This is a genomic window from Enterobacter cloacae complex sp. 394I7 (assembly GCF_057320345.1).
The window spans coordinates 84,796-104,679 of the sequence record NZ_JBXWCR010000011.1; the positions used below are offsets into that span (position 1 = coordinate 84,796).

At 52.6% G+C, this 19,884-nt stretch carries 19 protein-coding genes; 10 read left to right on the forward strand and 9 right to left on the reverse strand.

Translation table 11 applies throughout. The features are described from left to right. The first annotated feature begins 34 nt into the window (after positions 1 to 34). Positions 35 to 1,459, forward strand: coding sequence for an MFS transporter (locus AC2FAP_RS22435; RefSeq protein WP_020883983.1), 1,425 nt, complete (start codon positions 35 to 37; stop codon positions 1,457 to 1,459). Positions 1,460 to 1,533: 74 nt separating this feature from the next. Further along, complete coding sequence (gene ompL, locus AC2FAP_RS22440) at positions 1,534 to 2,220, forward strand: porin OmpL (protein ID WP_020883984.1); 687 nt, start codon at positions 1,534 to 1,536, stop codon at positions 2,218 to 2,220. A gap of 83 nt (positions 2,221 to 2,303) precedes the next feature. Here ompL and typA read toward each other — a convergent pair whose 3' ends face one another. Beyond that, positions 2,304 to 4,127, reverse strand: a complete 1,824-nt coding sequence (gene typA / locus AC2FAP_RS22445) for a ribosome-dependent GTPase TypA (RefSeq protein WP_014172248.1) — start codon at positions 4,125 to 4,127, stop codon at positions 2,304 to 2,306. 387 nt (positions 4,128 to 4,514) lie between these two features. Between typA and glnA the strand changes: the two genes are divergently transcribed. From glnA to AC2FAP_RS22465, 4 genes are all read left to right on the forward strand, one after another. Further along, positions 4,515 to 5,924, forward strand: a complete 1,410-nt coding sequence (gene glnA / locus AC2FAP_RS22450) for a glutamate--ammonia ligase (protein WP_014172249.1) — start codon at positions 4,515 to 4,517, stop codon at positions 5,922 to 5,924. Between the two features lie 185 nt (positions 5,925 to 6,109). After that, complete coding sequence (glnL, locus tag AC2FAP_RS22455; protein ID WP_014172250.1) at positions 6,110 to 7,159, forward strand: nitrogen regulation protein NR(II); 1,050 nt, start codon at positions 6,110 to 6,112, stop codon at positions 7,157 to 7,159. A gap of 11 nt (positions 7,160 to 7,170) precedes the next feature. Beyond that, positions 7,171 to 8,583, forward strand: a complete 1,413-nt coding sequence (gene glnG / locus AC2FAP_RS22460; RefSeq protein ID WP_020883985.1) for a nitrogen regulation protein NR(I) — start codon at positions 7,171 to 7,173, stop codon at positions 8,581 to 8,583. A gap of 110 nt (positions 8,584 to 8,693) precedes the next feature. Then, complete coding sequence (locus AC2FAP_RS22465; protein WP_032670298.1) at positions 8,694 to 8,804, forward strand: YshB family small membrane protein; 111 nt, start codon at positions 8,694 to 8,696, stop codon at positions 8,802 to 8,804. A gap of 64 nt (positions 8,805 to 8,868) precedes the next feature. Here AC2FAP_RS22465 and hemN read toward each other — a convergent pair whose 3' ends face one another. Both hemN and yihI read right to left on the reverse strand, forming a co-directional pair. Beyond that, positions 8,869 to 10,242 carry an oxygen-independent coproporphyrinogen III oxidase gene (gene hemN / locus AC2FAP_RS22470; protein WP_041162917.1) on the reverse strand — a complete coding sequence of 458 codons (1,374 nt, stop codon included), beginning with the start codon at positions 10,240 to 10,242 and terminating at the stop codon, positions 8,869 to 8,871. A 188-nt stretch (positions 10,243 to 10,430) separates the two neighbouring features. After that, positions 10,431 to 10,946 (reverse strand): Der GTPase-activating protein YihI, encoded by a 516-nt coding sequence (gene yihI / locus AC2FAP_RS22475; protein WP_014172254.1) that lies wholly within the window; start codon positions 10,944 to 10,946, stop codon positions 10,431 to 10,433. A gap of 578 nt (positions 10,947 to 11,524) precedes the next feature. Between yihI and yihA the strand changes: the two genes are divergently transcribed. Beyond that, positions 11,525 to 12,154 carry a ribosome biogenesis GTP-binding protein YihA/YsxC gene (gene yihA / locus AC2FAP_RS22480; RefSeq protein ID WP_014172255.1) on the forward strand — a complete coding sequence of 210 codons (630 nt, stop codon included), beginning with the start codon at positions 11,525 to 11,527 and terminating at the stop codon, positions 12,152 to 12,154. Between the two features lie 98 nt (positions 12,155 to 12,252). On the opposite strand, the gene spfP is transcribed toward yihA, so the two are convergent. From spfP to AC2FAP_RS22495, 3 genes are all read right to left on the reverse strand, one after another. Continuing rightward, the gene (gene spfP / locus AC2FAP_RS22485) at positions 12,253 to 12,300 is read right to left on the reverse strand and encodes a small protein SpfP (RefSeq protein ID WP_071892919.1); all 48 of its coding nucleotides are present in this window, start codon (positions 12,298 to 12,300) and stop codon (positions 12,253 to 12,255) included. A gap of 166 nt (positions 12,301 to 12,466) precedes the next feature. After that, positions 12,467 to 15,259, reverse strand: a complete 2,793-nt coding sequence (gene polA / locus AC2FAP_RS22490) for a DNA polymerase I (RefSeq protein WP_449541870.1) — start codon at positions 15,257 to 15,259, stop codon at positions 12,467 to 12,469. Between the two features lie 322 nt (positions 15,260 to 15,581). Beyond that, positions 15,582 to 15,860 carry a hypothetical protein gene (locus AC2FAP_RS22495; protein WP_226864116.1) on the reverse strand — a complete coding sequence of 93 codons (279 nt, stop codon included), beginning with the start codon at positions 15,858 to 15,860 and terminating at the stop codon, positions 15,582 to 15,584. Between AC2FAP_RS22495 and AC2FAP_RS22500 the strand changes: the two genes are divergently transcribed. Further along, a complete protein-coding gene (locus AC2FAP_RS22500) occupies positions 15,757 to 16,608 on the forward strand; it encodes an acyltransferase (protein WP_239457154.1) in 852 nt (283 codons plus the stop codon). The two genes, AC2FAP_RS22495 and AC2FAP_RS22500, sit on opposite strands and share 104 nt — an antisense overlap. Positions 16,609 to 16,632: 24 nt before the next feature. Here the strand turns inward: AC2FAP_RS22500 and dsbA are convergent, their stop codons facing one another. The 3 genes from dsbA to AC2FAP_RS22515 form a co-directional block, all read right to left on the reverse strand. Then, complete coding sequence (gene dsbA, locus AC2FAP_RS22505; RefSeq protein WP_020883990.1) at positions 16,633 to 17,256, reverse strand: thiol:disulfide interchange protein DsbA; 624 nt, start codon at positions 17,254 to 17,256, stop codon at positions 16,633 to 16,635. A gap of 27 nt (positions 17,257 to 17,283) precedes the next feature. Beyond that, entirely contained in the window at positions 17,284 to 18,270 is a 987-nt protein-coding gene (locus tag AC2FAP_RS22510; protein ID WP_020883991.1) for a serine/threonine protein kinase, read from the reverse strand. A 75-nt stretch (positions 18,271 to 18,345) separates the two neighbouring features. Further along, positions 18,346 to 18,615 carry a YihD family protein gene (locus AC2FAP_RS22515; RefSeq protein ID WP_010436801.1) on the reverse strand — a complete coding sequence of 90 codons (270 nt, stop codon included), beginning with the start codon at positions 18,613 to 18,615 and terminating at the stop codon, positions 18,346 to 18,348. A gap of 68 nt (positions 18,616 to 18,683) precedes the next feature. Here AC2FAP_RS22515 and mobA point away from each other — a divergent pair, with 68 nt between their 5' ends. Together mobA and mobB are read left to right on the forward strand one after the other, a co-directional pair. Beyond that, a complete protein-coding gene (mobA, locus tag AC2FAP_RS22520; RefSeq protein WP_032679272.1) occupies positions 18,684 to 19,268 on the forward strand; it encodes a molybdenum cofactor guanylyltransferase MobA in 585 nt (194 codons plus the stop codon). Then, positions 19,265 to 19,768 (forward strand): molybdopterin-guanine dinucleotide biosynthesis protein MobB, encoded by a 504-nt coding sequence (gene mobB / locus AC2FAP_RS22525; RefSeq protein ID WP_193163633.1) that lies wholly within the window; start codon positions 19,265 to 19,267, stop codon positions 19,766 to 19,768. The genes mobA and mobB overlap by 4 nt, the downstream gene beginning before the upstream one ends. Positions 19,769 to 19,884 lie beyond the last annotated feature (116 nt).

The following is a 19,884-nucleotide window of genomic DNA, read 5'->3' on the forward strand; positions in this document are numbered from 1 at the left end:
GAGAGCGCCCTGCGGGGCGCTGTGAGGATCGACCATGACACACAAGAGTGATCCGTTAACCCTGAAGCTGAGCCTGCGCGAAAAGTGCGCCTACGGGATGGGCGATTTTGGCTCTAACCTGATGCTCTGTATTGGCACGCTGTATCTGCTGAAGTTTTATACTGATGAACTGGGCATGCCCGCTTTTTATGGCGGCATTATTTTCCTGGTGGCGAAGTTCTTTACCGCATTCACCGACATGCTGACCGGGGTGTTGCTGGATTCGCGGCGTAACATCGGTGCCAGAGGCAAATTCAGGCCGTTTATTCTTTATGCCTCGGTGCCGGTTGCCCTGGTGGCCACGGCGCAGTTTGTGGCCACCGATTTTAGCCTGACGGTGAAAACCGCTATCGCCACCCTGCTCTTCATGATGTTTGGCCTCTGTTATAGCCTGATGAACTGCTCTTACGGCGCGATGGTTCCCGCCATCACTAAAAATCCGAACGAGCGGGCGCAGCTTGCGGCCTGGCGCCAGGGCGGCGCAACGGTTGGGTTATTGCTCTGCACCGTAGGGTTTATGCCAATCCAGGCGCTGTTTGTCAGCCAGCCCTCCCTCGGCTATCTGGTGGCCGCACTGGTGTTCGTCACCGGCGGTCTGTTCTGCATGTGGTGGTGCTACAGCGGTGTGAAAGAGCGCTATGTGGAGGTCACGCCCGATCATCATAAGCCTGGCATCCTGAAATCCTTCTGTGCCATTTTCCGCAACCCGCCGTTGCTGGTGTTGTGTATCGCCAACCTCTGCACCCTCGCCGCGTTTAATATCAAACTGGCGATTCAGGTCTACTACACCCAGTACGTGCTAAACGATCTGCATCTGCTGTCGTGGATGGGTTTTTTCAGTATGGGCTGCATTCTGGTTGGCGTGTTTCTGGTGCCTGGCGCGGTTAAGCGCTTCGGCAAGAAGCCGGTCTACCTTGGCGGGCTGACGCTGTGGGCCGTGGGCGACGTGATGAACTTCCTCTGGGGAACCAGCTCCCTGCTCTTTGTGCTCTTTTCCTGCATGGCCTTTTTCGGTACGGCATTCGTAAACAGCCTCAACTGGGCGCTGGTGCCCGATACCGTGGATTATGGCGAGTGGAAAACAGGCATTCGCGCCGAAGGATCGGTTTATACCGGTTATACCTTCTCGCGCAAAATCTCCGCCGCCCTCGCCGGTTTCCTGCCGGGCATTATGTTGACGCAGATTGGCTACATTCCACACGCCGTGCAGAGTGCGGGCACGCTACTGGGGCTCCGTCAGCTAATTTTTCTCTGGCCGTGCGGCCTGGCGATCGTTGCCGCGATAACCATGGGACTCTTTTATAAACTCAACGAAGCACGCTTCGCCTTTATTATTGAGGAGATTGGAAAACGGAAAAAACAACCCGCAAAACCCCCTGAGTTAACCACCAACAATAAAGCGTCAGCAGTCACTTTATAACAATAAATCCGGCCCTGATTCCCTTCCTGTGTAACAGGAGGGGGGCCTTTCTGTACCTCATACATGGACTGATTATGAAAAGAATCGTTACTGCACTGGTTGTGTCGTCTGTGTCCTGCTCGGCAGTTGCCGGCGCCTATGTCGAAACGCGCGAAGCCTATAATACGGCCTCTGAACTGCACGAAGTGATCCTGCGTGCTGGCTATAACTTCGATAAGGGCGCGGGGCTGATGTTCACTAACGCCTATAACGTGGGCAAATGGGACGAGCTTAAGCACAGCTATAACGAAATTGAAGGGTGGTATCCGCTTTTTAAACCGACCGATAAACTCACCTTTCAGCCTGGCGGTTTACTGAATGACAGCAGCGCCGGGTCCGGAGGCGCTATCTATCTGGATACCAATTATAAATTTCTCGACTGGTTTAATCTGACCTTCCGCTATCGCTATAACCACAACAATTACGATACGCCGGACTACAACGGCCAGATGGATAAAAACGACACTCACGAATTCGCTAACTACTGGAATTTCAAGGTCACGGATGCGTTTTTCTATACCTTTGAACCGCATTTTTTCCAGCGCGTGAACGATTACCACAGCAAAAATGGCAAAGACCATCACTGGGAAATCACCCACAAATTTAGCTATAAAATCGATAAAAACTGGCTGCCCTATCTCGAGCTTCAGTGGCTGGACAGATGGAATGATTACAACCGCGAGCAGTACCGTATCCGCCTGGGGTTAAGGTATTCGTTCTGATAATAAAAAAAGCCGCTGATCGCTCAGCGGCTTTTTACGTGCCGGGTGGCGCATGCGCTTACCCGGCCTACGGATTGACCGTATTACTCTTCTTTCGCACCGCGCATTGCACGTTTACGATCGTTCTCGGTCAGGTGACGTTTACGGATACGGATAGACAGTGGGGTCACTTCTACCAGTTCGTCGTCATCGATGAACTCCAGAGCTTGCTCCAGGGTCATCTTGATCGGTGGAACCAGAACCGTTGCTTCGTCAGTACCGGACGCACGCATGTTGGTCAGTTTCTTACCGGTCAGGCAGTTTACAGTCAGGTCGTTAGAACGACTGTGAATACCGATGATCTGGCCTTCATAAACTTCAGCACCGTGACCCAGGAACAGCTTACCGCGATCCTGCAGACCGAACAGCGCAAACGCAACCGCTTTACCCTGACCGTTGGAGATCAGAACGCCGTTGTTACGCTGACCAACTTCACCTGGACGAACGTCGTCGTAGTGGCTGAAGGTGGAGTACAGCAGACCGGTACCGGACGTCATGGTCATGAACTCTGAACGGAAACCGATCAGACCACGGCTTGGGATCACGTAGTCGAGACGTACGCGGCCTTTGCCATCTGGATTCATGTTTTTCAGGTCGCCTTTACGCTCACCCAGAGCCTGCATAACAGAACCCTGATGCTGCTCTTCAACGTCCAGCGTTACGTTCTCGAACGGCTCTTGTTTACGGCCGTCGATTTCGCGGAAGATAACTTTCGGACGGGAAACCGCCATTTCGAAACCTTCACGACGCATGTTTTCGATCAGAACTGACAGGTGCAGCTCACCACGACCAGAAACGCGGAATGCGTCAGCATCCTGAGTTTCTTCAACGCGCAGCGCAACGTTGTGCACCAGCTCTTTGTTCAGGCGGTCAAGGATCTGACGAGAGGTAACGAATTTACCTTCTTTGCCACAGAACGGAGAGGTGTTGACGTTGAAGAACATGGTTACCGTTGGTTCATCAACAGACAGGGCTGGCAGCGCTTCCACATTCTGCGGGTCGCAGATGGTGTCAGAGATGTTCAGCTCGCCCAGACCGGTAATCGCGATGATGTCGCCCGCTTCAGCCAGTTCGCTGTCGATACGCTCCAGACCCAGGTGAGTCAGCACTTTGCCCACTTTACCGTTACGGGTTTTGCCTTCGCTATCGATGATAGTAACCTGCTGGTTCGGCTTCACTTTACCGCGTTTGATGCGGCCGATACCGATAACGCCAACGTAGTTGTTGTAGTCCAGCTGGGAGATCTGCATCTGCAGCGGACCATCAAGATCAACATCCGGAGCCGGTACGTGATCGACAATCGCCTGATACAGCGGAGTCATGTCTTCCGCCATATTTTCGTGATCCAGACCCGCGATACCATTCAGCGCCGAAGCGTAAATGATAGGGAAGTCCAGCTGCTCGTCGGTCGCGTCGAGGTTAACGAACAGGTCGAACACCTGATCAACAACCCAGTCAGGACGCGCGCCCGGACGGTCAACCTTGTTGATAACAACAATAGGTTTCAGGCCATGGGCAAATGCTTTTTTGGTCACGAAGCGCGTTTGCGGCATTGGGCCGTCAAATGCGTCAACCACCAGCAGCACGGAATCCACCATGGACATCACGCGCTCAACTTCACCACCGAAGTCGGCGTGCCCTGGGGTATCAACGATGTTGATACGGTAGTCATTCCATTTGATAGCGGTGTTTTTCGCGAGGATAGTAATCCCACGCTCTTTCTCCAAATCGTTGGAGTCCATCACACGCTCTTGAGTTTCGGCACGAGCATCAAACGTACCGGACTGCTGCAGCAGCTTATCAACCAGGGTGGTTTTACCATGGTCGACGTGCGCGATGATGGCGATGTTACGCAAATTTTCGATCACAACTTTGCCTCAGGCATTAGAAATAGCGCGTTATTGTACACGGATTAATCGCACTACAAAACAGGATCACAAACATCCCCCGCAAACAAGTATTGCAGAGATGCTTTGTGATCGCTTTCACGGAGCGTAAAAAGGGCACTTTAACGAAAATTGCACCAATATGGTGCTCAGTGTTCACACTGAAGCACTATACTGGTGCAACATAACCATTGTGGTGCAGCACTTTTGCACTATGGTGCGCATGATAACGCCTTTTTGGGGTGTTTTAAAAGTTGGCACAGATTTCGCTTTATAAAAATACGGCAAAAAAATGGCACACAGCCAGCCCAAGACAGAAATTGAAGACCTCGTTACCACGACGACAATGACCAATCTGGAGAGTTAAGTATGTCCGCTGAACACGTTTTGACGATGCTGAACGAACATGAAGTGAAGTTTGTTGATCTGCGCTTCACCGATACCAAAGGTAAAGAACAGCACGTCACTATTCCTGCTCATCAGGTAAACGCCGAATTCTTTGAAGAAGGCAAAATGTTTGACGGCTCCTCCATTGGCGGCTGGAAAGGTATCAACGAATCTGACATGGTTCTGATGCCTGACGCTTCCACTGCGGTCATTGATCCGTTCTTCGAAGAACCAACCCTGATCATCCGTTGCGACATCCTCGAGCCAGGCACACTGCAGGGCTACGACCGCGACCCACGCTCCATCGCGAAACGCGCTGAAGAGTACCTGCGTTCAACCGGTATCGCAGACACCGTACTGTTCGGGCCAGAGCCAGAATTCTTCCTGTTTGATGACATCCGTTTCGGTGCCTCTATTTCTGGCTCCCACGTTGCCATCGACGATATCGAAGGTGCATGGAACTCCTCCACCAAATACGAAGGTGGTAACAAAGGTCACCGTCCTGGCGTTAAAGGCGGTTACTTCCCGGTTCCTCCGGTCGACTCCGCTCAGGACATCCGTTCCACCATGTGTCTGGTGATGGAAGAGATGGGCCTGGTGGTTGAAGCTCACCACCACGAAGTGGCGACTGCGGGTCAGAACGAAGTGGCAACCCGCTTCAACACCATGACCAAAAAAGCAGACGAAATTCAGATCTACAAATACGTTGTGCACAACGTTGCGCACCGTTTCGGTAAAACCGCGACCTTTATGCCAAAACCAATGTTCGGTGATAACGGTTCCGGTATGCACTGCCACATGTCTCTGTCCAAGAACGGAACCAACCTGTTCTCTGGTGACAAATATGCCGGTCTGTCTGAGCAGGCTCTGTATTACATTGGCGGCGTAATCAAACACGCTAAAGCGATCAACGCCCTGGCGAACCCAACCACTAACTCCTACAAGCGTCTGGTCCCAGGCTACGAAGCACCGGTAATGCTGGCGTACTCTGCCCGTAACCGTTCTGCTTCTATCCGTATCCCGGTGGTGGCGTCTCCTAAAGCGCGTCGTATCGAAGTTCGCTTCCCGGATCCAGCTGCTAACCCATACCTGTGCTTCGCAGCGCTGCTGATGGCGGGTCTGGACGGTATCAAGAACAAGATCCACCCAGGCGAAGCTATGGACAAAAACCTGTACGACCTGCCGCCAGAAGAAGCGAAAGAGATCCCACAGGTTGCAGGCTCTCTGGAAGAAGCCCTGCAGGCGCTGGACGCAGACCGCGAGTTCCTGACTGCGGGTGGCGTGTTCACTGACGACGCTATCGATGCTTACATCGCCCTGCGTACTGAAGAGAACGACCGTGTGCGTATGACGCCACACCCGGTTGAGTTCGAACTGTACTACAGCGTTTAAGTTTCAATGAGTTTCGCGCGCCCTTTTACGCGCGATCTCACAAGCTTTTATTTGTTGCCGTGGAAACTTTCAGCCCATCTCCGGATGGGCTTTTTTCTCCACCAACAAACTGATCTCACGCGCTTTTTACGACGAAAAAGCTATACTGCACTAAATTAGTGCAACCAACTCCAGGAGACTGCTGAATGGCAACTGGCACGCTGCCCGATGCTGGGCAGATCCTCAATTCTTTGATTAACAGTATTTTGCTGGTCGACGACGAGCTGGCCGTACATTACGCCAACCCGGCGGCGCAGCAGCTGCTCGCCCAGAGTTCACGCAAACTGTTTGGCACCCCGCTTCCGGAATTATTGAGTTATTTCTCGCTGAATATTGGCCTGATGCAGGAAAGTCTGCAGGCCGGTCAGGGCTTTACCGATAACGAAGTCACGCTGGTGATCGACGGGCGCTCACATATTTTATCGCTTACCGCACAACGGCTTCCTGAAGGACTGATCCTGCTTGAAATGGCGCCGATGGATAATCAGCGCCGCCTGAGCCAGGAACAACTTCAGCATGCTCAGCAAATTGCCGCCCGTGACCTGGTGCGAGGCCTGGCGCATGAAATCAAGAACCCGCTGGGTGGCTTACGCGGTGCGGCACAACTCCTGACCAAAGCGCTACCCGATCCTGCGCTGGCGGAGTACACCAACGTCATCATTGAGCAGGCAGACCGCCTGCGTAACCTGGTTGACCGTCTGCTCGGGCCGCAACAGCCCGGCATGCATGTCTCAGAAAGTATTCATAAAGTGGCTGAGCGGGTTGTGAAACTCGTCTCGATGGAGCTGCCGGAGAACGTCACGCTGGTCCGTGACTACGACCCAAGCCTGCCGGAACTGGCGCACGATCCGGACCAGATTGAGCAGGTCTTGCTGAATATTGTGCGTAATGCCCTGCAGGCGCTGGGGCCGGAAGGGGGCGAAATTATTTTGCGCACCCGCACCGCGTTCCAGCTCACACTGCACGGCGTGCGCTATCGTCTGGCTGCCCGCATCGACGTTGAGGACAACGGGCCGGGTATTCCGTCGCATCTTCAGGACACCCTGTTCTACCCGATGGTCAGCGGTCGCGAAGGCGGTACCGGCCTGGGGTTATCCATTGCCCGTAGTTTGATCGATCAACACTCTGGAAAAATTGAATTTACCAGTTGGCCGGGACATACCGAGTTTTCGGTTTTCCTGCCGATTAAAAAATAAAGGTGACGTTTATGCAACGAGGGATAGTCTGGGTAGTCGATGACGATAGCTCCATCCGTTGGGTGCTTGAACGCGCGCTCACAGGGGCAGGATTAAGCTGCACGACGTTTGAGAGCGGCAGCGAAGTGCTCGACGCACTCACCACCAAAACGCCGGATGTGCTGCTTTCGGATATTCGCATGCCGGGAATGGACGGGCTGGCGCTTTTAAAGCAGATCAAACAACGCCATCCTATGCTTCCGGTCATCATAATGACGGCGCATTCCGACCTGGACGCCGCGGTGAGCGCCTATCAGCAAGGGGCGTTCGATTACCTGCCCAAACCGTTTGATATTGACGAAGCGGTCGCCCTGGTTGAGCGCGCGATCAGCCACTACCAGGAGCAGCAGCAGCCTCGTCACACGCCTGACTTCGGGCCCACGACGGACATCATTGGCGAAGCGCCGGCCATGCAGGATGTGTTTCGTATCATTGGCCGTCTGTCACGCTCGTCCATCAGCGTACTGATTAATGGCGAATCGGGAACCGGTAAAGAGCTGGTAGCGCATGCCTTACATCGCCACAGCCCGCGGGCAAAAGCACCGTTTATCGCCCTGAATATGGCCGCCATCCCAAAGGATTTAATTGAATCCGAACTGTTTGGCCATGAGAAAGGGGCTTTTACCGGCGCGAATACCATTCGCCAGGGTCGCTTCGAGCAGGCGGACGGTGGAACACTCTTCCTGGATGAAATCGGCGATATGCCGCTGGATGTCCAGACCCGTTTGTTGCGTGTGTTGGCCGACGGACAGTTTTATCGCGTAGGTGGCTATGCGCCGGTGAAGGTCGATGTACGCATTATTGCCGCGACGCACCAGAATCTGGAGCAGCGCGTCCAGGAAGGTAAATTCCGTGAGGATTTATTCCATCGCCTGAACGTGATCCGCGTTCATTTGCCACCGCTACGTGAACGCCGTGAAGATATTCCCCGCCTGGCGCGTCATTTTCTGCAGGTCGCTGCCCGTGAGCTGGGCGTGGAAGCCAAGCAGCTGCACCCGGAAACCGATGCCGCCCTCACCCGTCTGGCGTGGCCGGGCAACGTGCGTCAGCTGGAAAACACCTGTCGCTGGTTGACCGTAATGGCCGCCGGACAGGAAGTCCTGATTCAGGATTTACCGGCTGAACTGTTTGAAGCGACTGCGCCAGAAAGCAGCACCGGACATGCATTGCCGGACAGCTGGGCGACGCTGCTGGCACAGTGGGCCGATCGCGCGCTGCGTTCCGGTCATCAAAACTTGCTGTCTGAGGCCCAGCCCGAGATGGAGCGCACGCTGTTGACCACCGCACTCCGCCATACACAGGGCCATAAGCAGGAAGCGGCACGCCTGCTGGGATGGGGACGTAATACCCTGACGCGTAAGCTGAAAGAGCTGGGCATGGAGTGATCTTTACCCTTGTGTAAAGGTTATTAATTGAGCGCAAATTGCTGATATTTTGCGCTTTACTGTATCAATGATTTTTGTATGATCGTGCCCGGAAAGTGAGGGTGATCATCATGCTGGAAACATTAGTGAATATGCTCTCAAGTGGAGCAGCCGAAAGCCACACGCCACAAACAGCCGTTGCTGCTGTGCTGTGCGCGGCGCTGGTTGGGCTGTTTAGCTAGAGAGTCGCTAACAAAAAAGCCGGGTAGCGGCTTCGCCTTACCCGGCCAAATATGTTGGCACGTCTTAAATGACGCGTGAGAACTGCTGCAGACGCGCTTTCTGACGCAGATAGGCGTCGAAGCACATGCAGATATTACGAATCAACAGGCGCCCTTTGGGTGTCACGTCAATTGCACGTTCTGAAACATCCACCAGCCCATCTTTTGCCAGAGGCGCTAACAGCTTCAGGTCATCAGCAAAGTAATCGCTGAAATGCAGATCCCACTGCGTTTCCACCTCGCTGAAATCAAGACGGAAGTTACAGATGAGCGCCTTAATCACATCACGACGGATGCAGTCATCGCGCGTTAATGCGATACCGCGCCACAGAGCGTTGCCCGCGTCATCTACCTGCTGGTAGTAAAGCTTCAGCTCTTTCTGGTTCTGCGCGTAGCAGTCCCCGATCATGCTGATGGCGGAGACGCCCATCCCCAGCAAATCGGTGTCGCCCTGGGTGGTGTAGCCCTGGAAATTTCGGTGCAGTACGCCTTCGCGCTGGGCAATAGCCAGCTCGTCATCCGGACGAGCAAAGTGATCCATGCCGATGAACTGATAACCGGCTTCGGTCAGCGAGGCGATGGTTTCCTGCAAAATATCCAGCTTCTGTTGGGCAGAAGGCAGGTCGGCATCTTTGATTTTGCGCTGAGCGGCAAACAGCGTCGGCAGATGCGCATAGTTAAAGACGCTCAGGCGGTCCGGGTTGAGTTCGGCCACGCGTTTCAGCGTGAAGGCGAAGCTCTCCGGCGTTTGCTTAGGCAGGCCGTAAATCAGGTCGATATTGGTCGACGTAAAGCCGATATCGCGGGCGTGGTTGAGTAAGGCAAAGATAAACTCTTCATCCTGCTCACGGTTCACCAGCCGCTGCACCTCTTTGTTGAAGTCCTGCACGCCCATGCTCAGGCGATTGAAACCTTCAGCGCGTAAGTGATCCAGTACATCCAGCTCAATTTCGCGCGGATCGACCTCGATCGAGATTTCAGCATCGTCGTTAAAACGGAAGTTATTGCGCAGGAGCGTCATTAAACGGCTGATCTGCGCTTTATTCAGATACGTTGGCGTCCCCCCACCCCAGTGAAGCTGGCTGACGTGACGGCCGGCAAACAGTGGGGCACGGTGCAGAATTTCCTGCTCCAGCGCATCCAGATACTGATCGGCTTTATGTTGCTGACGGGTAACGATTTTATTGCAGCCGCAGAAGTAGCAGAGCTTGTGGCAGAACGGAATATGGACATAGAGCGACAGCGGACGCTCAGGGTAGCGTGCGACAGCCTGCTGAAACGCCGCTTCGCCGAAACTATCGGAGAACTCCAGCGCGGTGGGGTATGACGTATAACGCGGCCCGGAATAGTTATATTTCTGGATTAGGGCCAAATCCCAGTCGATAGTTGGTACAGACATGCTCACTCCTTCCGTTGGTGTCGCGTTCGCATACGGCGGCCCGTTCTGGCCCCATCGCGGGCCATCACTCGGGTGCGCAGCCACTTCTGTCGCCGCGACAACCGCCGTAGTTTAACGAATAACCACACCAGATAACATATAACCGGAAGGGTTATTAGCAGGACTATCGTCCCTGCCGGATGCAAATGTTAGTTTCCACCCTTCAGAAGACGCATCATATCTTCCTGCTTTTCGTCTTCTTCTTCGTCTTCGTCATCGTCGTAAGACAGACCCAGCTTTTGCATCAGCTCATCAATGCGGTCCAGTTTGGCATCAACCCATGACTGCTCTTCGGCGGTCAGGGTTTCACCCTCTTCAAGACGTTCCAGCAGCGCGTCCAGGCGCTCATCGTTCTCCAGCAAATCCAGCTCAGCCTGCGGTGAAAGCATAGGTTTCTCGCTCTTTGGTTTGTGCTGCTTAGTGACCGGGGTGTCTGTCACGCCCAGTGGAACAGGTGTTTTACTGCCAATACGTGGGTCTTTCTGCTGCTTGTTTTTCGCAGAAGCGCCAGAAGCATCACCACCGTTTGCACGGCTACCCGCAGCATGACCGCGATGTTTTTTATCGCGTTTGCGATCGCGCGATTCCTGGTTCAGTTCTTCGCGCGTTTTGCGGTGTGCTTTTGCAGGGCGTTTAGCGCCCGCAGCGGAGGTCGGTTTTTTCATGATGTTTTATCTTTAAGTCGTTTTCTTCAGTATAGAATTGCGGCGAAATCTAGCAGAAAGCAAGCAAAGAAAAAAGGCGACAGAGCAATCTGTCGCCTTTTTTCCTGACTCACAACCCTTAACGGGTCAGACATTCCGTGTTTGCCAACAACAAACCCTGTTTATCCCTTGGCTAATACCATCCGTGATACGGTTCCGTTTCCTGTTAAAACGCCTCCAGGCGTTGGTCATCCTGACAATCCTGCGTCTTCGCCTCCTGGCGCTCCTGACCCTAATCCTTAAGTCTGTTCCCTGTTGGCTTCCTCGCCCTGACGCACACTTTACCCTGTTCAGTTAAACTGACAAGCAACGAAACGGCACAAAAACGGATTTTCAGATAATTACCCGAGAATAAACTTATGATTTAAAACAATTTGGCTTTTTTAACGCCTGCGAATTCTCTGAAATCTCCCATAGTATTCATAGCCGATCTCTCACAACCGCCAGGGTTTTAACCTACAGGCACTGTGCAATCAAAAAAGTCTTTTGCCGGCATTCAGGTATAATCCCCCTCAGATTACGATTTTGGAGACGACCACGTGACTACCTGGAACTACCAACAGACGCATTTTGTCACCAGTGCGCCCGATATCCGCCACCTTCCTTCTGATACTGGCATTGAAGTGGCTTTTGCTGGCCGCTCTAACGCGGGGAAATCCAGCGCCCTGAATACGCTGACCAATCAGAAGAGCCTGGCGCGTACCTCAAAAACACCTGGCCGTACTCAGCTGATTAACCTGTTTGAAGTGGCAGAAGGCAAACGCCTGGTCGACTTACCGGGATATGGTTACGCGCAAGTACCGGAAGAGATGAAGATCAAATGGCAGCGTGCGCTGGGTGAATACCTGGAAAAACGCCAGTGCCTGAAAGGTCTGGTGGTGCTGATGGATATCCGCCATCCCCTGAAAGATCTCGATCAGCAGATGATCGACTGGGCTGTCTCAAGTGAGATAGCCGTGCTGGTACTGCTGACTAAAGCGGATAAGCTGGCGAGCGGCGCGCGTAAAGCGCAGGTGAATATGGTTCGCGAAGCGGTGCTGGCTTTTAACGGCGACGTACAGGTAGAGCCGTTCTCCTCGCTGAAAAAGCAGGGTGTCGACAAGCTGCGTCAGAAGCTCGATAGCTGGTTCAACGAGCTGGAACCCGCGACGGAAGCGGAAGAAGAGTAATACCGAGCGCGGCGATGTCCGCGCTTTTTTTTGCCTGGATTTTTCTTTGCCGCAATAAAAAACGCCCCAGTCATTACTGACTGGGGCGGCTAAAATATTCAGCCAAATCCGATTACGTGAAGTAAAAGGTCTGAAAGATAGAACATCTTACCTCTGTACCCTACGCGAATAACTCTACCCCTTTTTTTGCTGTAGAAAAAGCACTTTTTGTAGTTTTTTTTCATTCTTTACATAGGGAATTCTAATGATCGTCACAAAACGCACTTTGTTATGTTGCTAACTTACATAAAAAGCGCGTTATTGGCAGAACCCTTAGTGAGCTTGATCCCAGTTTTCACCGCTGCCCACTTCCACCAGCAACGGCACGTCAAGCGTCATGCTGCTTTCCATCAGTTCGTGGATCTTCTTCGACACGGTGTCCAGATCATCTTTGTGGACTTCGAATACCAGTTCATCGTGTACCTGCATGATCATCTTCACGCGTGGCTTCTCTTTTTCCAGCCAGGCATCAACCGCAATCATCGCGCGCTTAATAATGTCTGCCGCCGTCCCCTGCATCGGGGCGTTGATGGCAGCACGTTCTGCACCGGCACGACGCGCGGCGTTGCTTGATTTGATGTCCGGCAGATAAAGGCGACGACCATCCAGGGTTTCGACGTAGCCTTTCTCCTTCGCCTGCGCACGGGTGCGCTCCATATATTCCAGCACGCCCGGATAACGCTCGAAGTAGAGATCCATATACTTCTGCGACTCTTTACGCGGAATGTTGAGCTGGCGCGAAAGGCCAAAGGCGCTCATGCCGTAGATCAGACCGAAGTTGATCGCCTTCGCACTGCGACGTTGCTCGTGAGTCACGCTGTCCAGCGGCAGCCCAAAGACTTCAGCCGCCGTTGCACGGTGGATATCCTTTCCTTCCGCAAAGGCCGTCAGCAGCCCCTTGTCGCGTGACAGGTGCGCCATAATACGCAGCTCAATTTGCGAGTAGTCGGCCGAGACGATCAGGTAGTCGTCTGGCGCGATAAACGCCTGACGGATACGACGGCCTTCTTCATTACGTACCGGAATGTTCTGCAGGTTTGGATCGGTCGAGGAGAGACGACCGGTCGCCGCCACAGCCTGATGATACGAGGTATGCACGCGGCCCGTTTTAGGGTTGATCATCAGCGGAAGTTTATCGGTATAGGTAGACTTCAGCTTCGCCAGACCACGGTACTGGAGAATCACTTTTGGCAGCGGGTAATCCAGCGCCAGTTCCTCAAGCACTTCTTCAGACGTTGATGGCGCGCCGCCAGGGGTTTTCTTCAGCGGCTTAATTCCCTGTTTTTCAAACAGGATGGTCTGAAGCTGTTTCGGAGACGAAAGGTTAAACGGTTCGCCGGCAAGCTCATGCGCCTTCTGCTCAAGCTCGGTCAACCGCTGCGCCAGTTCTCCGGAGTGGTTATGCAGCACCGTCGGATCAATTTTTACGCCGTTGCGCTCAATGCGCGAGAGCACAGGTACCAGCGGCATCTCAATGTGCTGGAACACGTTCAGCGGACCTTCGTGCTTCTGCAGTTTTGGCCACATCTTCAGGTGCAGTTGCAGCGTGACATCGGCGTCTTCGGCCGCGTAGCGACCCGCTTCTTCCAGGGCAATCTGATTGAAGGTGAGCTGGTTTTTACCTTTTCCGGCAATCTCTTCAAAGGTAATGGTCTTATGCTTGAGCCAACGGTCGGATAAGGAGTCCATATCGTGACGACCCGCCACGCTGTCGAGAATGTAAGATTCCAGCATGGTATCGAACGCAATGCCGCGCAGCTCAATGCCATAGTTTTGCAGAATGCCGCGATCATATTTGAGGTTTTGCCCGACCTTAAGCGCCTTGTCATCTTCCAGAATCGGCTTCAGCAGCTCCAGCACACGCTCACGCTGGATCTGATCAGGCGCATCGAGGTAATCATGTGCAACGGGCACATAGGCCGCCATTCCCGGCTCCGTCGCAAATGACAGGCCGACCATATTGGCCGAGATGTTATCGAGGCTGTCGGTTTCCGTGTCGAAGGCAAAGAACGGCGCTTTTTTGAGTTTCTCAATCCACGCCACCAGCTGTGACTCTTCAAGGAGGGTTTCGTAGTTGTCGAAAGAGAGCGCGATGGCCTCTTCTTCTGCCAGCTCTTCGGCATCAACGACAATCGTCTCCTTTGGCTTAGCGGCCGGTTTGGCCCCTTTTGCCTGCAGCCATTTACCGGCTTCCACGTCCGTGGTCCAGCGCTTGAATTCGTATTTCTTAAACAGGCTTAGCAGTTCGTCTGCGGAAGGCTGCTGCACTTCAAGCTGCTCACAACCCAGTTCCAGTTCAACATCGGTTTTAATGGTTGCCAGCTTATAGGAGAGATAAGCCACCTCTTTGTTCTCTTCCAGCTTTCCGGCCATGGTTTTTGCACCACGGAAGGAGAGGCCGGCGATTTTTTCCGGCTCCGCGTACAGTGTATCCAGCCCGCCCAATCCCTGAAGCAGCGCCTGGGCGGTCTTTTCACCCACGCCAGGGACACCTGGGATGTTATCCGAGGAGTCGCCCATCAGCGCGAGGAAGTCGATAATCAGCTCTGGCGGCACGCCATATTTTGTAACCACCTCTTCAGGCCCAAGGATGGTGTTGGTCATGGTGTTAATCAGGGTGATACCTGGCGTTACCAGCTGCGCCATATCTTTATCCCCTGTACTGATCAGTACCGGACGACCCATTTTTTCTGCTTCACGTGCCAGCGTGCCTATTACGTCATCGGCTTCGACCCCAGAGACGGCCAGCAGCGGCAAGCCCATCGCTTTTACCATCGCGTGCAGCGGTTCAATCTGCGCACGCAGATCGTCAGGCATTGGCGGACGGTGAGATTTGTAATGCTCAAAAAGCTCGTCGCGGAAGGTTTTACCTTTCGCATCAAACACCACTGCCGCATGGGTTGGCTGGTACTGAAGGATCAGGCTGCGCAGCATGTTTAGCACGCCGTACATTGCGCCGGTAGGTTCCCCTGCGCTATTGGTCAGAGGAGGAAACGCATGGTACGCCCGATACAGGTAAGAAGAGCCGTCGACGAGAATAAGAGGGTTTTCTGGGATCTGAACCATAATGTCCGTGCCTTTAATCAATTTATGCGTAAAGGATGCCACAGAAGGATGAAAACATCAGTTATTAGCGCCAGATACAGGAAAAGATTTTGCGATCGTGAGGATCGCTCGCAAAAATAAATCTGTGGATAAGTTTGTGCATACTTTTACGTCACAGGAATAACAGACGCTAAAAGTACATACCTCATAATAAATAGATGCTATATATCATAGAGTTATTATGTTTCATTTGATCTTTATGGCCAATTGATGACAATTTAGTCTATGTGGATATAAGCCCAGGGCCGCATGCCGTTATAGCGAAATCTTCTGCTCCCGGGCGTTATCCCGCAACGCCTGGCATGAAAGCACCCTTATTTTGTCTGATTTCTGATAAAATCAGCGCCCTGCACCGGATAGCCGGCCGCTCACTTACAGCTAACCATCTGAAAAAGCTCATCATGTCGAGATTGCTCGCAGCAATAACATTACCTTTAAGCATCATTTTAACTATTCTGGTGACTGTCGCCTGTTCTGTGCCGATCATTGTTGCCGGCATCATTAAGTTGCTGCTGCCCGTGCCCGTGGTATGGCGAGCCGTATCCGCATTTTGTAATTTCATGATGTACTGCTGGTGTGAAGGACTGGCGTTCCTGTTGTACCTGAACCCACACCTGAAGTGGGATGTTGAAGGGCTTGAAGGCCTCAACAAAAAGAACTGGTACCTGCTTATCTGCAACCACCACAGCTGGGCAGACATCGTGGTGTTATGCGTGCTTTTCCGCAAACATATCCCGATGAACAAATACTTCCTGAAACAGCAGCTCGCCTGGGTGCCTTTTATCGGTCTGGCCTGCTGGGCGCTTGATATGCCGTTTATGAAACGCTATTCGCGCAGCTATTTGCTTCGTCATCCGGAGCGTCGTGGTAAAGATGTAGAAACCACACGCCGCTCCTGCGAAAAATTTCGCGCGCATCCGACAACCATTGTGAACTTCGTGGAAGGCTCGCGCTTTACGGAAGAGAAGCGTCAACAAACTCGCTCTCCTTATCAGCACCTGCTGCCGCCCAAGGCTGCGGGCATTGCGATGGCGCTTAACGTGTTGGGCGCGCAGTTCGATAAATTACTCAACGTCACGCTCTGCTATCCGGAAAACGACAGGACACCCTTCTTCGATATGCTCAGCGGCAAGCTGACGCGGATCGTTGTACGCATCGAGCTGGTGCCGGTTGGTGACGGGTTGCACGGGGATTACGTTAACGATAAGAATTTCAAACGTCTTTTCCAGCGTTGGCTGAATACGCTCTGGAATGAGAAAGATGAACAGATAGAAAAGATTAAATCTTCATACAAAAACGCCGGTCAGTGACCGGCGTTTTTTTCTTTATTGATCTTACTTCTTCTCGACCAGATATTTCACGGTATCCGCGTACTGCTGTACGAAGATATCCATGCTGCTGGTGTCCATGCCCTGCGTGTTCAGCTGATATTTGCCGTTAACATACATCGCCGGAACGCCCTGCAGCTGAAGGTCTGCGGCGGCTTTTTCCTGCTGGGCTACCAGAGATTTCACCACAAAGCTGTTCCATGCCGCGTCGTATTCTTCACCTTTCACACCGGCATCCACGAAGACTTTACGGATATCTGCAGTCGTCTGAACTGTCTGGGTTTTCTGGACTGCTTCAAACATTGGTGCAGTGATCTTATCTTCCACGCCCAGCGCGATAGCTACCGCCCACGCCTGAGTCAGGTCTTTACCCAATGGGCCTAGGAACTCAACGTGATACTTGGTCATTTTGGTGCCTTCTGGCAGCTTTTTCTTCACGTTATCGGAAACATGCAGCACCTGCTCGAACTGATAGCAATGTGGGCAATAGAACGAGAAGAACTCCAGAACCTGTGGCTCGCCAGCGACTGGCTTTTCCAGCGTCGTATACTGTTTGCCGTCGGTAAACTGCGCAGCAGAAGCGCTAAATGCCAGAATCATACCTGCCAGCGCCAGCCAAATTTTTTTCATGATTAACTCTCTCCTGGGTGTGTCCAATTAATACATCGGCGTTAATTGCAGAGGGGGCTCCTTAAGAACCTTAACCTGCTCAGTAAATGTGGATATCTGGCTGCGCCAGTAATCCTCTCCGGTAAGCCACGGGAAATTACGGGGAAATGCAGGATCGTCCCAACGCCTGATTAACCATGCGAGATAATAAACAAAACGCATCGCGCGTAAAGGTTCAATCAGGACAATTTCGTCTGAATTAAAAGGGCTAAACTCTTCATAGGCCTCAATAATCGTTTCAAGCTGCATCCGTTGCTCAGCTTTATCGCCATTGAGCAGCATCCACAGGTCCTGAACCGCTGGCCCCATACGTGCATCATCGAGATCGACGAACAGCGGGCCATCACGCCAGAGAATATTACCAGCGTGACAATCGCCGTGCAGACGCAGAACGGAAATATCATCGCGCCAGCAGGTTTTCACCGCATCAATAAGTTTATCGGTCGCGTTGAGGAAATTATCCTTAAGCGCTTTGGGGATTAGCGCCGAGGTTTCAAATACCTGACGAGGTTCAAGCAGGTATTCCTGAATACCGATTGTCGGACGGGCAATAAAGTCTTCTTTGCGTCCCGTCTGGTGAATGCGTCCCAGATATCGGGCAACCCACTCCATCTGATCGATATTATCCGCTTCAAACTGGCGGCCCCCCAGGCTTGGGAATACGGCATAGTAAAACCCTTCGTGGGTGAGCAGCGTTTGGTTATTAAATTTAAGCGGCGCGGCAACGGGAACATCATCATCCAGCAGATCGTGAGCAAACTGGTGCTCTTCCTGAATTTGTTCTGCGGACCAACGTTGAGGGCGATAGAACTTTACGACGAAGCGCTGACGATCCTCGTCCTGAAACTGATAGACGCGGTTTTCGTAGCTATTTAAGGGAGTTAACCCGGAATCCACCCGAATACCCTGTTCAAACAGCGCATCCATAATGGTATCCGGGTGTAATGTCTGGAAAGTAAAAGCCTGGTCGTTCATCCGATCATCCGGAAATTATACGAATGATTCAGGATATCATCTTGTGGCGATTTCGGTGCCGCCGCTTACAAGCTTTTACTCTTTAATTACGCCACGTGCGCGCAGCAACGCGGTTTTAAAATCTTCCTCATAATCTTTCTGAATACCAGGAATAACAGCATCTTTGGCAGAGTCGCGCATTTTGAGATGGTAGATCAGGATATCGTCAGAAAGGTCTGTCAGTTCGCCGTCAAAACCTGACTCTTTCGCCAGTTTCTGTAAAAATTGCATCAGATTAAGCTCTGGCTCTTTTTGCCAGGCCGGCTGGAGGAGTTCAATGACTTCATTCAGACGTTTACATTTCATGGTGGTGCTCCTTTCATTGAGAGTGACACGTTAGCAGGGTCAATCCCACAATAAAAGAGGCGATATTCATGAATCATGGCCAGCAAATAATCGGCGTTGTTCTGGCGGGTGGCAAGGCAACCCGAATGGGGGGGAAAGATAAAGGTCTTCAGCTCCTTAACGGTAAGCCACTCTGGCAGCATGTCGCTGATACGCTTGCGGACCAGGTCATGACAATGGCCATCAGCGCTAACAGGCATAGAGATGTTTATCAGCGTAGCGGGTATCCCGTTTACGAGGATACGCAGGAGAATTACCCCGGGCCGCTGGCCGGTATGCTTTCGGTTATGCAGCAGTCGCACGGGGAGTGGTTTATCTTCTGTCCGTGTGATACCCCGTTTATTCCGTCTTGTCTTGTCGAACGCATGGTACGGCTTCGTGGTAGCGCACCCGTTGTCTGGGCCCATGACGGTGAGCGTGACCACCCTGCTGTTGCGTTGATCCACCGTTCGTTAGTTCCGGCGTTACAGGAGTACCTGACGGCAGGAGAGCGCAGGGTGATGGCTTTTATGCGCCAGTCAGGCGGCCATCCCGTCGATTTTAGCGATCTGAAATCGGCGTTTATGAACGTCAATACCACAGAAGATTTGCAGATGATGCAGGAGAAAAAATGATACCTGTTTTGGCCATTTCAGCCTGGAGTGGTACCGGGAAAACGACGCTGCTGAAAAAACTGATCCCTGCGCTTTGTGCTAAAGGTGTTCGCCCCGGATTAATTAAGCATACGCATCACAATATGGATGTCGATAAGCCGGGAAAAGACAGCTATGAGCTGCGTAAGGCAGGTGCAGCCCAAACGATGGTGGCGAGTGATCAGCGCTGGGCATTGATGACTGAAACACCGGATGAAGCGCCGCTGGATCTCATGTATCTGGTTAGCCGGATGGATCACTCTACTCTGGATCTGGTGCTGGTTGAGGGGTTTAAGCATGACGCGGTGGCAAAGATCCTGCTGTTCAGAAGCCATGCCGGGCATGATGTTAACGAGCTGACGCTCGATGAGCATGTGATTGCAGTCGCCAGTGACGTAGCCCTGGATCTGGAGGTACCGGTACTGGATTTGAATAACGTTGAGGAGATCGCCGCGTTTATTTTGAATTGGTGTGCTGTCTGATGTTCTCTCTGATGACGGGAAAAACCCAAAGCAAAAAACCCCGCACCATACGGTACGGGGTTCTTTTAATTGATGCCTGGCAGTTCCCTACTCTCGCATGGGGAGACCCCACACTA

Bases quoted from the DNA above. Each gene is read 5' to 3' on its own strand.
- AC2FAP_RS22435 (WP_020883983.1), top strand. From the start codon at position 35: ATGACACACAAGAGTGATCCGTTAACCCTGAAGCTGAGCCTGCGCGAA.
- ompL (WP_020883984.1), top strand. From the start codon at position 1,534: ATGAAAAGAATCGTTACTGCACTGGTTGTGTCGTCTGTGTCCTGCTCG.
- glnA (WP_014172249.1), top strand. From the start codon at position 4,515: ATGTCCGCTGAACACGTTTTGACGATGCTGAACGAACATGAAGTGAAG.
- glnL (WP_014172250.1), top strand. From the start codon at position 6,110: ATGGCAACTGGCACGCTGCCCGATGCTGGGCAGATCCTCAATTCTTTG.
- glnG (WP_020883985.1), top strand. From the start codon at position 7,171: ATGCAACGAGGGATAGTCTGGGTAGTCGATGACGATAGCTCCATCCGT.
- AC2FAP_RS22465 (WP_032670298.1), top strand. From the start codon at position 8,694: ATGCTGGAAACATTAGTGAATATGCTCTCAAGTGGAGCAGCCGAAAGC.
- hemN (WP_041162917.1), bottom strand. From the start codon at position 10,242: ATGTCTGTACCAACTATCGACTGGGATTTGGCCCTAATCCAGAAATAT.
- yihI (WP_014172254.1), bottom strand. From the start codon at position 10,946: ATGAAAAAACCGACCTCCGCTGCGGGCGCTAAACGCCCTGCAAAAGCA.
- polA (WP_449541870.1), bottom strand. From the start codon at position 15,259: ATGGTTCAGATCCCAGAAAACCCTCTTATTCTCGTCGACGGCTCTTCT.
- AC2FAP_RS22495 (WP_226864116.1), bottom strand. From the start codon at position 15,860: ATGAAATTACAAAATGCGGATACGGCTCGCCATACCACGGGCACGGGC.
- dsbA (WP_020883990.1), bottom strand. From the start codon at position 17,256: ATGAAAAAAATTTGGCTGGCGCTGGCAGGTATGATTCTGGCATTTAGC.
- AC2FAP_RS22510 (WP_020883991.1), bottom strand. From the start codon at position 18,270: ATGAACGACCAGGCTTTTACTTTCCAGACATTACACCCGGATACCATT.
- AC2FAP_RS22515 (WP_010436801.1), bottom strand. From the start codon at position 18,615: ATGAAATGTAAACGTCTGAATGAAGTCATTGAACTCCTCCAGCCGGCC.
- mobA (WP_032679272.1), top strand. From the start codon at position 18,684: ATGAATCATGGCCAGCAAATAATCGGCGTTGTTCTGGCGGGTGGCAAG.
- mobB (WP_193163633.1), top strand. From the start codon at position 19,265: ATGATACCTGTTTTGGCCATTTCAGCCTGGAGTGGTACCGGGAAAACG.